The sequence below is a fragment of the Paenibacillus chungangensis genome, from assembly GCF_042675905.1.
GTDB classification, from domain to species: Bacteria; Bacillota; Bacilli; order Paenibacillales; family Paenibacillaceae; genus Pristimantibacillus; species Pristimantibacillus chungangensis.
Genome location: NZ_JBHTJZ010000012.1, coordinates 217,438 through 233,461, shown reverse-complemented (window position 1 = coordinate 233,461; position 16,024 = coordinate 217,438). Strand labels below are relative to the sequence as shown.

Here is a 16,024-nt window from a genome sequence, read left to right as displayed (position 1 = left end):
TTATTGTGGCGATTCCAGAAAGTCAAGGGGTTTTCGTGAACTTTGATGATATCTTTATGACTCTTATCGAATTACCTGGTTTTGGATTGAACTGCATAAGTCATGTTCAGACTACTATGGAAGTAAACAACGAGAGGCAGGAGAACACGATGGGAATGTTCACAAAGGAACAGCTACAGCAATTCATTCAAGAAGCATCAAAACGACCTCTCTGGTATGGAGAACCAGATTATCTCGATGTATGCCAAGGTCATGTCGACACGGGATTTCAGGCACATTTCAACGACATCTACGGTGTGGAACTCTCTCCAACGCTCGTCTCCAACATCACCGATCGTATTCTTCCGCAAGTGCAGCAGTGGCAAAACCGCCCCTTGCAGCAGGTATACGCGGTCGTATTTATGGATGCCATTCATTACAAGGTGCGACAGGATAACGCCATTGTCAACAAAGCCGCCTACATGGTCATTGGCATCGATCTCGAAGGACACAAGGACGTGCTTGGCATGTGGGTCGGCGAGAATGAGTCCGCCAAGTTCTGGCTGGGCGTATTAAACGATCTCAAGAGCCGTGGCGTGAACGACATCCTTATTAATTGTGTGGATAACCTAAACGGTTTCAGCGAAGCCATTGCGGCCGTCTATCCCCAAACAGACGTTCAGAAGTGCATCGTCCACCAGATCCGCAATTCGATGAAGCATGTCTCCTACAAGGATTTGAAGGCGGTCGCAGCTGCATTAAAGCCGATTTATAAGGCTGTGAATGAACAGGCTGCTGCAGCAGCACTGGAAGCCTTTGATGAGCTGTGGGGCAAGAAATATCCCCATGTGGTGAAGTCATGGCGCACCAACTGGACGGAGCTGACTGCGTTCTTTCAATATCCAGAAAAGCTGCGAAAAATCATCTACACCACGAACGTTATCGAGAGTTATCATCGACAGCTTCGCAAGGTCACAAAGGGCAAAACGATCTTCCCGAATGACGATGCGTTATTGAAGATGCTGTACTTGTCCACAATGGATGTCATGAAGAAATGGACCGGCAACCTCCTCCAGTTGTCCATCCACTTTGAAGAGCGCGTTAAACCGTTCATCCTTTGATTTATTTGATAGAGTTTACACAAAATACTTGACAGACCCCATATATTAAAAAGATATCCTCATGAGGATACTTCTTCAGTATCTTTCTCTATTCACATGAAGCTCTGAAGATACACAATGCACGATCGCCTGCACGATATCATAGTATCGACATCCATATCCTTCAACGACATCCATCATACAGGAAATGTAAGGTGCGCCAGGACCTTATGTCAAAAACCCTGAAACAGATTTTACCCGGAAGAAGAAACTGCCCTTTGAAACGACTATGCATCTTCTGATTTCCATAGTCGGCAACAGCATCTATAAGGAACTCTTAGAATCGTAGGGCTATAACGTGAATCCGAAATCTATTTTCAAAACCATTGGTATCGCTGATCGAGGTTATGCATTCTCTCGGGCTTGCGTTTGCCTGCTGGCGAGGAGTTTGATATTATTTATAACATGGGATGGGGTATTGAAACATCTTTCAGGGCATTAAAGTACACCGTTGGTTGACGATTTTTCTCGCGAAGAAGCTCATGCGATTAACTTATTGGCATTGCCGTTAGGGGAGAATCAACGACATTAGCCGTTGCACCGCGAATAAGCAATGGCTCCATATTTGGACAATTTGACAAAATTATAATAAATGGCCGCCTTGCGAATGAAATTCGCAGGCGGCTTTGCTACACGTATAGTGAATTTGAAATTGTATACAACTCTCGCCCGGCCTTATTGCCGCACTAGCTGCTGCACGGTACTTTCATCTGCTAGCACAACCTCTTATTCCTTCAAATGCATGAGGAAGGTTTTAATCTCATACGGCTTCAAGTGGAACGATAGCCGCATACCCTCAACCGATTCGCCAAGCGGGCGCTCCATCAAGTCGCACTCCTGCCAGCTGGCGACAGGCAATTCACTGACGAGCTCCACCTTGCCCCGCGCTCCGCCGTATTCATGAAGGCGCACGACGATGCAATTCCCATCCTCAGCTTTCTTGAGCGCATCGACCAGCACATGGCCGCCGTTCAACTCCAGCATAGAGAACCGCTCTTCAGTCGGCATTCCCTTCTTGCATGTAAGCGGATTGTTCAATGCCCACGCTTCCTGAACGGTATTGCCTTCCAGCCAGTCGCCTGCATGCGGCAGCAGCGAATAAGTGAAGTTGTGACGGCCGAGATCGGCATCGGGCGCAGGATAGGTCGCACACTTGATTAGCGACAGCCTGATCGTATCGTCCTTAATATCATAGCCGTACTTGCAATCATTCATAAGGCTGACGCCGTATCCCCGTTCAGACAGATCCGCCCATTGCTGGCCAACGGTCTCGAATCGGGCGTAGTCCCAGCTCGTATTCCAATGCGTCGGACGCTTGACGTTGCCGAACTGCACATCATAAGTCGCCTCCGTCGCGCGAACAGATACCGGGAAGGCCGTCTTCAGCAGTTGCTTCTGCTCCTGCCAATCCACCGTCGTCTTGAAGTCGATCCTTCGATCTCCCGCATACAGGATCATATCCTGTTCTATGACTGAATCCATATAACGCCACTTGAAGCGAACGACAGCCCGGAGCGCCCCCACTTCCACGCACTGACAAGACTCCAGCTCTGTCACTTCGCGGCACTTCTCCTGATAGAACAAATCGATGTCCCAAGCCTCGTGAGCGAGAGGCTTGTCTTCGAATACTTGCAGGACGTTGCCGCGCTTCCCTTCGGCAAGCACTTCCCGTTCCGCCTCCAGGTCGAAGACAGAAGTCAATTGCCCCGCTTCATTCCACAAGATGTCATAGTAAGGCGTAGCGATTCCCCGCTCACGCAGCTCGAATGGCAGCCGTTGATCGCCGGCCGCAGACGCATCACCCGCTTGGAATCGGATCGTCGACCAGCCCATGGACGGCACATCAGCCACTTGCACGAGCCATCGTTCACCTGCAAGCTGAGCTGGAAGCGTACGCCCTTCCCCATCCAGCCATACGCCATACTGTGGAGTGGTCGCCTCTACGCTCACAAGCTCCGTCCTGTTCCAGTTCGCGCTATTGAATACGGTAACTTTCCCCTCCCCGTCAGCTCCTGATAATCCAGCGGCAGCCGATTGCCATTCCGCTTGCGCAAGCTTCTCAGCCTCCGCATACTCCAATGTGCTGTCCTCGTACACTTCCGATATGGAGGAGCCCGGAATGATATCATGGAACTGATTGCGGAGCACAATCGTCCATCCTTCGTTAAGACGTTGCTGCGGATAAGACTGCCAGTTGCCGGACAAGGCGCTCCTCAAGCTGGCCAGCCATTCCGTCTCACGGTAGAGCAGCTCCAACTTGCGGTTCATCCGTTTATTGTAAGCCTGTGAGGTATAGGTGCCCCGGTGATACTCCAGATACAGCTCGCCGTCCCACTTATGCACATAACGATCCGTCGCTTCCACCCGTTCATGCAGCTCGCGGAAATAATCGCCGGCTGTAGACGTCTTCACATGCGGAAGTCCCGGCATATCGTCCAGTCGTCTGCGCATCTCCAGCATCTCCCGATTGACGCCGCCGCCTCCGTCTCCATAGCCGTAAGACAACAGCAGCTCGCGGTTCACTTCCTTGTCGCGGTATGCGTCCCATATTCCCTTCACCGACTTCGGAGTGACAACGCCGTTGTACGTATAGAACCATGAGCCCGGCTGCGACCAAGGCTCAGGTGTAGTGATGAAATGCGTCAGTATCTCCGTACCGTCAATGCCCCGCCATTGGAACGTATCATGCGGCATTCGGTTGTACTGGTTCCAGCTAATCTTCGTCGTCATGAACGTATGAATGCCGGACTTCTTCAGTATCTGCGGCAGCGCCCAGCTATAGCCGAATACGTCAGGCAGCCACAAGTAATCGCACTCTACGCCGAACTCATCACGCAGGAAGCGTGTTCCCAGCAGGATCTGTCTGACGAGCGACTCCCCGCTCGTCAGATTGCAGTCTGCCTCCAGCCACATGCCACCAGCGGCTTCCCAGCGACCTTCCTTCACACGTTCTTTCATCTTCTCGTAGATGTCCGGATAGTCCTCCTTGATGTACGCATAGAGCTGAGGTTGCGTCTGCAGGAAGACATATTCCGGGTACTGCTCCATCAATCGAAGCACCGTCGAGAAGGAACGGGCGCACTTCTCTCGCGTATGTCTCAGCCGCCATAGCCATGCAACATCAATATGCGTATGGCCGATGGCATGTACCGTGACGGGATGATGCTTGCCGATCTCCTCCAGCTTGGCGCGCAGCACGCCTCTTGCCTCTTCGACGGATTGGTAGAAAGCGTCCGAGCCTGGTCGCGACCAGTCCAGCAGCCTGTACGCCCCGTCCAGTGCGCTGAGCAGCATCGGACGTTCCGTCGCATGCTCGTCAAGCAGCTTCACCGTCTCCAGTACGGCCGTAGACGTATAGTAGAAATCGTCAGCCGCTTCATCCAGCCAGCATATTTCTGATATCTGAATCGTATGCGCCTGCTCTCGCGGCACGCCTCCGCCCTCCAGCCCCGACCATACACGGAAGGCGAACACCAATTCACTTCCCGCCGCCGTCTCCGGCAGGAACACTTCCTTATGATTGGAGTCTACGCCCTGATAGGGCTGACCTTCCAGGAACAGCAGCGATTCGAAGCCGGAATTGTTGCCAGCTCCCGTATCTCCGAAGTCGAATCGGCCCAGCACCTTCCGGCCAGCCCATTCCCTCGGTACCGATACGCTGCTCTTAAGCCATATATACAGGTCGCGTCCCGTCCAGCGCTCTCCGCTGCGCATGACCGTCCACTCGCCTCCGGCCGGCGGATAAGCACCAATCTTTCCCTCGCTATCGATCTGGCTATCCCATGCCGCGATAGGCATGGCGTCCCGATACCGCAGCTCCGATGATTCGCGTATGCGCGCTTCAAGCTTGGATTCCGTTAGAAACATCGTATGTCCTCCCTGGATCGAATGTAACAATTACATATATTTAATTACATTGCTTTTCATGAAAAAATTATATCTTTTCGTTGCCTCAATGTAAATACATATATTCTGTTTCTGCTGAACAAAAAAACACTCTGCTACAGGCCTTGTAGTAGAGTGTCCGGCAAACCGACTCCTTTATTCATTGTTCATCGGCAAAGGGGAAGGAACTGCACCTATGGAATCTCTTGCGATCCAAGTTACGTCCAGCTTCGTCACGCACACTTGTTGCCGATAGCCCTGCTTGATTCCGACCACTATTCGCTCAGCCGCCTCTCTTCCGATACCTCGGAAGTTCTGGGCAACAGTCGTAATAGGTCTCTCTGCGCTGGCAGCGATAGGATGATTATCGAAGCCGACAATCGACAGCCTTCCCGGCACCTCGATCCCTTGCGCTCCCGATGCGCGAAGCAATTCCAACGCCAGATGATCATTCTCCGCTTGAACAGCTGTTACGCCCAACTCCAACAGACGGCCGATAATAGTCTGACAGATCTTCTCGTCGCCGGCTCTGCCCTTCGCATATTCATGTGCGTGAATGAATAGTTCGGGCTCTATGTTCAGACCCGCTTCTTTAAGAGCAGCGCAATAACCGTAGAAGCGGTCCCGAACGGAGCTGCGGTATGCGATGCCGTTGCCGGATACGAACGCGATTCTCTTGTGACCGAGCGCAATCAGCTCAGTTCCAGCCATAAGGCCTCCTTGATAATTGTCCGACACTACGCTTTCGATGGGCAGATGATCATAATACTGGTCGATGGAGACGATCGGGAAGCCGTTCATATACAGGGCATACAGCATGTCGGTATTACTATGGATACTGGTTGGATATAAGATAATACCTGCAATATTCGGCCGTCTCGTCAATAGATAGAGACCTTCACGCTCTCTCTCCGGACAGGATTGCGTATGATGCACCGTCAGATAGTAGCCTCTCTCGTTCAAGTAATCCGACGCGCCCTGAATATACCCCATCAGACCGCTTGAATCCTCATTCGGCAGCACCATCGCAATGATATTGCCTGCAGCAGCTCCTGCTCTGACTGCCCCGACTGTCGACACGCCGCGTCCGTCATTCGTAAAGCTTCCCTCCGAGACGGCATAGCCCTTCTGCTCTTCCGATTCCGGTTCTCTTCGCTTCACATAGCTGCCGCTGCCTCTACGTCGGTAGATATAGCCGTCCCGCTCCAGCTCCAGCAATGCCCGCTTGGAAGTGATCACGCTGACGCCATGCGCTTCGGCCAATGCCACCTCTGTCGGTAGCTGTTCCTCCTCCGTCAGCTCGCCCCGCTCGATTTTCGTTTTCAATTCTTCATAGATTTGGCTGTACAACGTTCGTTTTCTCGGCTCCATGAGCAGCTTCTACCCTTTCCCTACCTATCGATGCAATTAAGTATATCAAATGTTCGGATAATGTGACATACTGCCACTTATGTCATCATTCCTTATACTAACCGCACTGTACAACTGCCTGCCGCTTGACCGTCCCACAGCAGATCCAGCTTGTCACCGTCATGCAGCGCGGATACGCCGGCCGGCGTTCCCGTATACAGAAGATCTCCTTCGCCCAGCCCATAATGCGTGCCCACGTAGCGAATCAACTCGGCGATCGGGAAGAGCATATCCCGTGCGCTTCCTTCCTGTGCGACAGCGCCGTTGCGCAGAAGCGCGAACGTCTTCTCACCTAGTGCCGCTGTACCAGGGTAAGCCATCCATCGACCAAGTGGTGCAGAATGCCTGAAGCCTTTCGCCGCCAGCCACGGCTGTCCCTTCGCCTTCAGCTTCGCTTGCACATCGCGCAGCGTCAGATCAAGCCCGAGCGCCATGCCGGATATACAGGCATCCGGCGCCATACCCGGCTCATAGTCCCGACCGACCGCCAGCACAATCTCCAGCTCGTGGTGGAGTTCCCCCAGATGACCCGGCAACAGAAGCTTGCCTCCGTCCATCTTTGCCACGGCGTGACTCGGCTTCATGAACACAAGCGGTTCATCCGGCACTTCATTGCCCAGCTCCAGCGCATGCAGGCGGTAATTTCGTCCGATGCAGTAAATATTACGAATCTTGCTCCAATTGTCCATGTCACTTACCTGCCTTCTTGAATGTAGTTGGCTCTCCGTAAGGCCATTAGCTCTTCTTCTGCTCGGCGATGCGCTCGGCCAGCTCGCTTAGCTCCGCCCAGCGGTCCATCAGCCCCTCAAGCTTCTCATTAAGTTGCTGCTGCTCTTCCGCCAGCTCCTGAAGCCGCATCGCATCGCTAGCCGCCGCTTCCATCCCTTGCTCGACAGCTTCCAGCTCCGCCTCCGCCGCCGCGATCCAATCTTCAATCTGCTCGTAATCCCGCTGATCCTTATAGGACATGCGAAGCGTCTTCTCGCTCCCTCGGGACTTCCCTCCATCTTGCGCTGCATTCGAAACGGCTGCGCCAGCCTTGGACTTGGACCCCGCTGCACTTCCATTGCCTTCCGCCGCATCCAAACCGCCCTCCCCCTTCTGCCGCTTATCCGTGTATGCTACATAATCGGAATAGTTCCCTGTGTGCACCGTCAACTCCGGACTTCCCTCGAACGCGATAATTTTGTCCACTGTGCGGTCCAGGAAGTAGCGGTCATGGGAGACCACGAACACAACGCCGGGGAAATCATCCAGATAATCCTCCAGGATCGTCAGCGTCGCAATATCCAGATCATTCGTCGGCTCGTCCAGCAGCAGCACGTTAGGCGCATCCATCAACACCCGCAGCAGCTGCAGCCGGCGCTTCTCGCCGCCCGACAGCTTGGCGATCGGCGACCACTGCATGTTGGGAGAGAACAGGAAGCGCTCCAGCATCTGCCCGGCGGAGATCGTCGTCCCGTCGGCTGTCTTCACTTGCTCTGCCCCCTCCCGGATATATTCGATGACACGCAGCGACTCGTCCATCTCTTCACGTTCCTGCGAGAACCAGCCCAGCTTCACCGTTGGACCAAGCTCGACGTCGCCTTCCTTAGGCTCCAGCTTGCCCCCGATCAGCTTCAGCAGCGTCGACTTGCCGCTTCCGTTGCGCCCTACGATGCCTACCCGGTCTTCAGGAACTGCAGTATAACTAAAGTCGGAGAAGAGCGCTTTATCGCCAAAACCCATCGACACATCATGAAGCTCCACGATTTTTCTGCCTAGCCGCGACGATGCAACGGATAGCTCCAACTTGCCGCTGCCCGCTTTTGGGCCTGCTTCCTTCAGCGTCTCATACCGCTCAATCCGCGCCTTCTGCTTCGTCGTGCGCGCCTTGGCGCCGCGGGATATCCATGCCAACTCCTGACGAAGCAGATTCTGCCGCTTCGCCTCGGAAGCCGCTTCCCTCTCCTCCCGCTCCAGCTTCAGCTCCAGGAAGCGACTGTAATTCGCTTCATAGAAATAAGCGCTGCCACGGTCGAGCTCAATGACCCGATTGCTGACGCGATCCAGGAAGTAGCGGTCGTGCGTAATCATGAGCAGCGCTCCGGTACGCTTCTGCAGCATCCCCTCCAGCCAGGCGACCGATTCGTTGTCGATATGGTTCGTCGGCTCGTCCAATATAAGAATATCCGACGGCAGCAGCAGTGCCGCCGCCATCGCCACACGTTTGCGCTGACCGCCAGACATCGTAGCCACGCCGACATGATAATCCGCAATTCCGAGCTTCGACAGCGCCGTCTTGGCTTCACTTTCCAGCTGCCATGCGCCCAGTTCGTCCATCTTCGCATTGGCCGCAATGAGCTTCTGCTGCAGCGCATCATCGCCGGGATTCAGCTCCAGCGCCTCCATGGCCGCCGCGTACGCCTGCACAGCGCGAAGCTGCGGGGAATCTCCGCCAAGCACATGCTCCAGAGCCGATTCGCCGTCCTGGAATTGCGGATCTTGCGAGAGCATGCGGACGACGACCCCATTGCCCTTCGACACGGCTCCGGAGTCCGGCGGCTCCATGCCCGCAATCACCTTCAGGAAGGTGGACTTGCCCGTGCCGTTCACGCCGATTATGCCGATCTTGTCGCCGTCCTCCACACCGAACGTTACATCTTGGAACAATACCTTCTCGCCATAACTCTTCGAAATATGTTCAACCGATAATAAGTGCATATCGCAAACCTACTTTATCCATATAGTGGTGCTGCCTGCGAGGCAGCTACATTATCATGATAGCACACTGCATAATCAGACGCATGCCGGATCCGGGTTCACTATCATTACAAAGAAGAAGCCGACCGAACGCCATGTCTGGTCAGCTTCTTCTCTATCTTGTTTCTCGATTAACGTTTTCCGATCATATTCTCTGGACGCACATATTCCTCGAATTGCTCGGAAGTCAGAAGACCGCTCTCTAATGCGGATTCCTTCAGCGTAATGCCTTTCTTGTGAGCGTTCTTGGCAATCTTCGCCGCATTCTCATAGCCGATATGCGGGTTGAGCGCCGTCACCAGCATAAGCGACTGCTCCAGATTGCGCTGGATGACCGCTTCATTCGGCTCGATGCCGACCGCGCAATTGTCATTGAACGAGATCATCGCGTCCGCCATCAGCGTCAGCGATTGCAGGAAGTTGTACATGATGACCGGCTTGAACACGTTCAGCTCGAAGTTGCCTTGGCTGGCCGCCATGCCGATCGCCGTATCGTTGCCGATCACCTGACACACCGCCATCGTGAGCGCTTCGCTCTGCGTCGGGTTAACCTTGCCCGGCATGATGGAGCTGCCCGGCTCGTTCTCCGGTATTGTAATCTCGCCGATGCCGCAGCGCGGACCGCTTGCCAGCCATCTGACGTCGTTGGCGATTTTCATCAGATCCGCAGCCAACGCTTTGATGGCGCCGTGGGTGTAGACCATTGCATCGTGGCTCGTCAAGGAATGGAACTTGTTAATCGCGGTGACGAACTGCTTGCCCGTCAGCTTCGTCACTTCTTCCGCTACGGCCTCCGCGTAGTCAGGATGCGCGTTCAAGCCCGTTCCCACCGCTGTGCCGCCAAGCGCCAGCTCTCGCATAGTGTCCACGCTCTGCATGAGCATGGCGCGCGACTTGTCCAGCATGACCGACCAGCCGCTGATCTCCTGACCCAGCGTAATCGGCGTAGCATCCTGCAGATGGGTGCGGCCGATTTTCACGAGGTCGGCGTATTTCTCCATCTTCTCGCGAAGCGTGCCGTTCAGCACGTCAATCGCCGGAAGCAGCTTGTCCTCCAGCGCGATGACGCCTGCGATATGCATCGCCGCCGGGAATGTGTCGTTTGAGCTTTGGGAACGGTTCACATCGTCGTTAGGATGGATGCGCGTCTCACTGCCCCGCTCCTGCAGCAATTGATTGGCGCGGTTGGCGACAACCTCGTTCACGTTCATATTTGTCTGCGTGCCGCTGCCCGTCTGCCAGACGACAAGCGGGAAGTGCTCGTCCCATCGGCCGCTCAGAATTTCATCCACCACTTCTCCGATGACGGCCGCCTTCTCTCCATCCAGTACGCCAAGCGTACGATTCGCGAAGGCGGAAGCCTTCTTCACAATCCCCATGCCATATACGACTTCGATTGGCATGCGCTCGCCGCCGATTTTGAAGTTTTGCAGACTGCGCTGGGTTTGCGCTCCCCACAGCTTGTCCGCCGGAACTTTAATTTCACCCATCGTATCTTTCTCAATCCGGTAATCCATCGTTATAACGACTCCTTTGCTGAGGTAATGAATGATGAACTCTCAATTGCGCGCGTCCTGGCCGGCTTCATGCTACAGCCCTTTCGCCTCGCGGTATGCAGCAACATATGCGGCAGCCTTCTGCTCGATAATGGAGAAGTCCTCCTTGGCTACCGCTTCCTTCGTCAGATCGGAGCCAATACCTACCGCTACGGCTCCCGCCTTGATCCAATCCTTCAAGTTATCCAGAGATACGCCGCCCGTCGGCATAATGTTCGCCTGCGGCAGCGGGCCTTTAATGGACGGAATGACGCTCGGCGAATACAGATTGCCGGGGAACAGCTTCACTACATCGACGCCAAGCTCCAGCGCGCTTTGAATTTCCTGAATGGTCATCGTCCCCGGCATGACGGGAATGGCGTAGCGATTGCACAAGCGAATCGTGTCCGGATTCAGCGCAGGTGCGACCACATATTCCGCTCCTGCCATAATGGCAGCACGTGCAGTCTCAGGATCAAGCACCGTGCCGACGCCGATAATCGCATAATTGTCCGCGTCAGCGCTTACAGAGCTGGAATATTCCTTCGCTAGTTCCTCAATAGCCTGCAAGGCGAAAGGAACGGTCATCGTGATCTCGATCGCTTTGATCCCGCCTTTAATGGCGCGGCGAGCCATCTCGGCAACCTCTTGGGCGGAATCCGCGCGCAGAACGGCAACGACGCCGGCGTCCGTAAGCTGCTGCAGCACTTTCAGTTTCTTCATGTTCGGACTCCTCTCCTTCTCCACTATTCATTTTTCGAACGTACCATGCTTCCTGTCTCATTATAATCCTTTTCCAGGATGCCTTCAACGAGAGAGAGTTACGAAGCAGGGAGGGCAAATAACTGAACGACCGTAAAGGAAATCGTTCAGAGCTGTGACTGCATGACACAATTGGTTGCCTCATCGCAAATTCAGGAAATTCACTTATAGTAATAAACTATAAATAATATTCATTTTATATATTTCAATATATAAACAATCTACCGTATAGTTAATCGCAAATGACGAATGGGGAGGAATTGATATGAGCAATAGGGTCAAACAACAGTTCAACGAAGTGGCGAAGCATTACGATGAGCAGCGCAGAGGCTTGATTCCTTGCTTTGATGATTTCTACGGAGCGGCTGTCAGATGGACTATAGTGGAAAGTGAATCGCCCGCCATATTGGATTTGGGTGCAGGCACCGGTCTGTTATCAGCGCTCATGTTACGCCAACTCCCGCAAGCTCGCATGACCTTAATCGACTTCAGCGAAGATATGCTGGCAATGGCGAAGAGGAGGTTGGAAAGCTCCAACCACGTTCGCTATATTTCGGCTGACTATACGGCATTTTCGTTCGACGATAAATACGATGCAGTTGTGCCCTCCTTGTCCATCCATCATCTGAGCCATACGGAGAAACAAGAACTGTTCCGCACTATTCGCAGTATAGTAAAGCCCGGCGGCTGCTTCGTCAATGCTGATCAAGCATCCAGTTCGACTCCTTCTATTGATGAGCAATACTATAAGCTATGGGACGAAGATGTGGAAGCAAGCGGATTGGATTCGGCTGCCATTGAAGCCTCCAGGCGGCGCAAGGAGCAGGATCAGAACGCCCACCTGATCGATCAGCTGCAGTGGCTGCGGAACGCCGGCTTTAGAGACGTTGATTGCGTCTATAAGCATCATGAATTTGCAGTGTTTTTCGGACGTGCCGCCCATTAGAACATTACCGTTATCGTATTGCCGTTATGGTATGAGATTAACTTTTCTGCACCGTGGAGGGATCTGCAAGGAGCTGCAATGAAAGACGGCTTTCACTTCGATAATGAAGCAAAAGCCGTCTTCTTATATGCATCATTCTATCATTTGCTTAACCCGCTTGCTCTTCCTACTCGTTATGGCTTGACTACCGAAATCAAGGCGTCGTCAGGCAGAGAAACGACGGTAATTTCCGGTGCAAAAGCAACATCCTTAACAAACAGTGTCTCGCCCATTGCCAGCTCTCTGATATCGAGTTCTACCATTGTTGGGAGAAACTTCGGCAACGATTCGACCTCGATAAATGTGTTCTGAACTTGAACGACGCCTCCATTTTTAGTCGCAGCAGGCGTGCCTTGAAACTTGACAGGAATTTTCGTGCGAATAATTTCTTTGTCCTGCACCTTTTGAAAGTCAATGTGTATGATATCATTTGTAACAGGATCATGCTGGTAATCTTCCAACAAGACAGACAGACTGCGTTCCTCACCGAACTGAAGCTGAATAAATCCGCTCCCACTGTCTCGCATCCACTTTCTAAATGCGATTGACGAAATATGAATCATCTCAGCATCCGTATTTTTACCGAACACAACTGCGGGCACTTGTCCCGATTCACGCAGTTTCCGAAGTCCTGAACGATTTAAATGTGTGCGCCGTTCAGCTTGTAAGCATGTATTCATTTATGATCCGCTCCTCTTTACTATGAATGGCTGTGCGTTTTACACCAACACCAACTCTCCCCGATTGGGGCCACAAAGAGAAACATAGCATCACCGCCTCCCATCATACATTTAATGTAAAAAATCCACAATATAGAGGAAGGCACCCCGCTTTTTAAGGCGGGATGCCTAATGAATGATTGAAATCATATGTTAATGCCACCATAGCACAGAAAGATGGTTCTGTCCAATGCTTTCCCTTGCGTTTATCACACTTCTGCATTCATTTCAGCGCCCCAAAAGGGCGAAATAATCATCCCGATTAAAACTGGGTGTCAAATTGCGTGACAAGCCACACCTTCGTGGCAGACGAGTCGCTTTAGGGAGAACGAGCTACTTGGGTGCGGACGAGCCACATAGGGCGGGTCAGTCACCTCTCTCGCTCATCCCTTCGACTTCGTCATCAGTGTATAGCTTGCCACCGCACCAGCGACTAACAGCGCGATAACAATCGCAAGCGGAATGGCTGTACCCTCGCCGCCCAGTCCGACCAGTGGAGCTGCAACACCCCCGAAGATAAAGGACATCATCCCCAGCAATGCTGATGCGCTTCCCGCCGTGCGCCCTTGATCCTGCAGCGCCAGCGATGTTGTCGCCGTCGCGATGATGCCCACGCTGGAGACGACAAGGAAGAACGCAGACGCGACTGCGGCAAGCCCGAGCTCCAGCAGCACAGCCGCCAGTAATAGCAGAGAGCCAGCCGACGTCACGGCAAGTCCGCCCTTCAGAAGCGAACGCGTATCCAGCTTGCCCGCAAGCCTTCCCGCCACTTGTGTGGCAAGAATCAACCCGGCGCCGTTCAATCCGAACAGCCAGCTGTATGTGCGAGGCGTAACATAATAAATCTCCTGCAAGACGAATGAGGAACCGGAAATATAAGCGAACATAGCTGCCATAACGAGACCTTGCGTCAAGGCATAGCCCATAAACTGGGAGTTGCCGAGCAGATTGCGGAAGGTGGCAAGCGCTGTTCGAAGCCCTCCGCTGGAACGGCGCTCTGGAGGCAGCGTCTCCTTCAGTACAAGGAGCACGCCTAACAGCAGAAGCACACCAAGCACGCTCAGTACAGCGAATACGCCTCGCCACGTCGTATGGTTCAGTACCTCGGCGCCGATCATAGGCGCTAATATAGGCGCGGCTCCATTAATTAGCATAAGCAGGGCAAAGAACTTCGTCAGCTCCACGCCGGAGTACATATCGCGCACGCAAGCCCGAGCAATGACAATTCCGGCGGCGCCTGCAAAGCCCTGAAGGAAGCGCAGCGCAATAAAGGAAAGGATGCCCGGCGTAAATACGCATAATAATGAAATGATGGCATAAGCGGACACTCCGATGAGAAGAGGAACTCTTCTTCCTCTTACGTCACTGATGGGACCTACGATCAATTGTCCGAAAGCAATGCCGATCAAGCACGCAGTCAAACTAAGCTGAGCCATGGACGGCCCTGAACTCAGTTCCTCTGCCAATGTAGGCAATGCTGGCAAGTACATGTCGATCGACAAGGGACCGATACTGGCCAGTGCGCCTAGCATAACTGCCATGATTAACCGACGAGAAGGGGTGGCCGGTCGGCTCAATGATTCCGTATTCATATATCCTCTTCACCTCTCTGTCTAGTCGTGATGTACGAGCTCCACAACACTATCCACTCGCAGCAAGCCCTCTCTCACCCTGACGCTTCCGCAGCTTCTCTACGCAGAACGAGACGATACATGAGCAGATAACCAACGATTCCTGCCAAAGCCAGCCCGACGCCTACCGAATACATCGCCCTTGCGCCATGCTCCTGGAACAGCCAGCCGCCGAATACGCCAGCTATTATTCCCGACATTCCGCCGTAGATCAACGCATAGAGAGCTTGGCCGGATGCTCGGTATTGGGAAGGCACGAGCATTGCTGTCATTCTCGTTCCGATATAATAGAAGCCGCCGAACGTGATGCAATGCATCACTTGAACGGCTAACACGCCAGATGCACTATTCGTTGCAGCCATCAGCCCCCATCGCACGGCGAACAGTAGACTTGCCCCGACAAGACATAACATCATCGTGGCTTTGCTCCGCTTCAAATATTTGTCCAGCAGCAGAAACACAGGAATTTCAAATACGGACGACAAGAACGCCGCCCATCCCATCATATTCGCATTCCCTCCAAGCTCCGCAATGTAGATGGAGATAAAGGTTTGATTCATCGCATTGGGAATGGAAAGAACCAGTCCAAGGAACAGGAATAGCAAGAAGAACCCATTGGAGAAAACAGAACGGAAGCTTGATGACTTCATAGGGCCTCCACCAAGCCTGGTGTCTGCGACATTGCCTCGCGGAAGTCCCAGCGCAAACAGAATCGACATCAGCATCATAGCGAGAACAAGCACCCACAGCTTCCCAATGCCTACCAGATCTATGATGGGACCAGACATGACGGCTAGCACAGCCCATCCCAGCGAGCCCCATAGCCGGAATGCTCCGAAATTGTGAGAGGTCCCCTCGATGCTGTTCAGAATCAAGCTGTTGCTTTGGGAGAATAGCGGCATTTGGAAGAAGAAGAAAAACAACATAAAACAATAAATGACCGTTGGAGACTCTGTTGCGAAGACAACAGACAGCATCATCATCGCGCCGGACAGCATAATGATTAGAATGAGACGCAAATTGCGCGTACGATCGCTTAGATAGCCCCACAGAGGATTCGCCACAATGGAGACGACGGGTCCGCCCGCCAGCAGAGCGCCAATCTCCACCATCGACCAACCGAGCCCCTGGAGATACAGCGCGAAGAACGTGCTATACACCGAGATAGCTCCGTATACGAAAAAATTAAAACCTTTAATGAATGCGAATTTCATAC

The 16,024-nt window shown here is 53.1% G+C and carries 10 protein-coding genes and 1 pseudogene; 2 read left to right on the top strand and 9 right to left on the bottom strand.

Annotation, left to right across the window (positions count from 1 at the left end; all coding sequences use genetic code 11):
* Positions 1-189: 189 nt before the first annotated feature.
* Positions 190-1,100: pseudogene (locus ACFQ2I_RS12075) on the top strand (IS256 family transposase); the annotation flags it as partial.
* A 765-nt stretch (positions 1,101-1,865) separates the two neighbouring features.
* Here ACFQ2I_RS12075 and ACFQ2I_RS12070 read toward each other — a convergent pair.
* The 6 genes from ACFQ2I_RS12070 to ACFQ2I_RS12045 all read right to left on the bottom strand — a co-directional run bounded on the left by ACFQ2I_RS12070 (position 1,866) and on the right by ACFQ2I_RS12045 (position 11,434).
* Positions 1,866-5,006: an alpha-mannosidase gene (locus ACFQ2I_RS12070; protein ID WP_377564482.1), complete on the bottom strand. Its 3,141-nt coding sequence runs from the start codon at positions 5,004-5,006 to the stop codon at positions 1,866-1,868.
* 174 nt (positions 5,007-5,180) lie between these two features.
* Positions 5,181-6,395, bottom strand: a complete 1,215-nt coding sequence (locus ACFQ2I_RS12065) for a GntR family transcriptional regulator (protein WP_377564480.1) — start codon at positions 6,393-6,395, stop codon at positions 5,181-5,183.
* A 92-nt stretch (positions 6,396-6,487) separates the two neighbouring features.
* Positions 6,488-7,123: a fumarylacetoacetate hydrolase family protein gene (locus tag ACFQ2I_RS12060; RefSeq protein WP_377564478.1), complete on the bottom strand. Its 636-nt coding sequence runs from the start codon at positions 7,121-7,123 to the stop codon at positions 6,488-6,490.
* A gap of 46 nt (positions 7,124-7,169) precedes the next feature.
* A complete protein-coding gene (locus tag ACFQ2I_RS12055) occupies positions 7,170-9,137 on the bottom strand; it encodes an ABC-F family ATP-binding cassette domain-containing protein (protein ID WP_377564477.1) in 1,968 nt (655 codons plus the stop codon).
* Between the two features lie 170 nt (positions 9,138-9,307).
* Positions 9,308-10,693 carry a class II fumarate hydratase gene (fumC, locus tag ACFQ2I_RS12050; protein WP_377564475.1) on the bottom strand — a complete coding sequence of 462 codons (1,386 nt, stop codon included), beginning with the start codon at positions 10,691-10,693 and terminating at the stop codon, positions 9,308-9,310.
* Between the two features lie 72 nt (positions 10,694-10,765).
* Positions 10,766-11,434, bottom strand: a complete 669-nt coding sequence (locus ACFQ2I_RS12045; RefSeq protein WP_377564473.1) for a bifunctional 2-keto-4-hydroxyglutarate aldolase/2-keto-3-deoxy-6-phosphogluconate aldolase — start codon at positions 11,432-11,434, stop codon at positions 10,766-10,768.
* 304 nt (positions 11,435-11,738) lie between these two features.
* Here ACFQ2I_RS12045 and ACFQ2I_RS12040 point away from each other — a divergent pair, with 304 nt between their 5' ends.
* Positions 11,739-12,419: a class I SAM-dependent methyltransferase gene (locus ACFQ2I_RS12040; RefSeq protein WP_377564471.1), complete on the top strand. Its 681-nt coding sequence runs from the start codon at positions 11,739-11,741 to the stop codon at positions 12,417-12,419.
* A 173-nt stretch (positions 12,420-12,592) separates the two neighbouring features.
* On the opposite strand, the gene ACFQ2I_RS12035 is transcribed toward ACFQ2I_RS12040, so the two are convergent.
* The 3 genes from ACFQ2I_RS12035 to ACFQ2I_RS12025 all read right to left on the bottom strand — a co-directional run bounded on the left by ACFQ2I_RS12035 (position 12,593) and on the right by ACFQ2I_RS12025 (position 16,022).
* Positions 12,593-13,138, bottom strand: coding sequence for a 50S ribosomal protein L25 (locus ACFQ2I_RS12035; RefSeq protein ID WP_377564470.1), 546 nt, complete (start codon positions 13,136-13,138; stop codon positions 12,593-12,595).
* Positions 13,139-13,560: 422 nt separating this feature from the next.
* Positions 13,561-14,769 carry a multidrug effflux MFS transporter gene (locus ACFQ2I_RS12030; RefSeq protein ID WP_377564468.1) on the bottom strand — a complete coding sequence of 403 codons (1,209 nt, stop codon included), beginning with the start codon at positions 14,767-14,769 and terminating at the stop codon, positions 13,561-13,563.
* Positions 14,770-14,843: 74 nt separating this feature from the next.
* Complete coding sequence (locus ACFQ2I_RS12025; protein WP_377564466.1) at positions 14,844-16,022, bottom strand: MFS transporter; 1,179 nt, start codon at positions 16,020-16,022, stop codon at positions 14,844-14,846.
* Between the last annotated feature and the right edge of the window lie 2 nt (positions 16,023-16,024).

Bases quoted from the DNA above. Each gene is read 5' to 3' on its own strand.
- ACFQ2I_RS12065 (WP_377564480.1), bottom strand. From the start codon at position 6,395: ATGGAGCCGAGAAAACGAACGTTGTACAGCCAAATCTATGAAGAATTG.
- ACFQ2I_RS12035 (WP_377564470.1), bottom strand. From the start codon at position 13,138: ATGAATACATGCTTACAAGCTGAACGGCGCACACATTTAAATCGTTCA.
- fumC (WP_377564475.1), bottom strand. From the start codon at position 10,693: ATGGATTACCGGATTGAGAAAGATACGATGGGTGAAATTAAAGTTCCG.
- ACFQ2I_RS12025 (WP_377564466.1), bottom strand. From the start codon at position 16,022: ATGAAATTCGCATTCATTAAAGGTTTTAATTTTTTCGTATACGGAGCT.
- ACFQ2I_RS12060 (WP_377564478.1), bottom strand. From the start codon at position 7,123: ATGGACAATTGGAGCAAGATTCGTAATATTTACTGCATCGGACGAAAT.
- ACFQ2I_RS12055 (WP_377564477.1), bottom strand. From the start codon at position 9,137: ATGCACTTATTATCGGTTGAACATATTTCGAAGAGTTATGGCGAGAAG.
- ACFQ2I_RS12045 (WP_377564473.1), bottom strand. From the start codon at position 11,434: ATGAAGAAACTGAAAGTGCTGCAGCAGCTTACGGACGCCGGCGTCGTT.
- ACFQ2I_RS12070 (WP_377564482.1), bottom strand. From the start codon at position 5,006: ATGTTTCTAACGGAATCCAAGCTTGAAGCGCGCATACGCGAATCATCG.
- ACFQ2I_RS12030 (WP_377564468.1), bottom strand. From the start codon at position 14,769: ATGAATACGGAATCATTGAGCCGACCGGCCACCCCTTCTCGTCGGTTA.
- ACFQ2I_RS12040 (WP_377564471.1), top strand. From the start codon at position 11,739: ATGAGCAATAGGGTCAAACAACAGTTCAACGAAGTGGCGAAGCATTAC.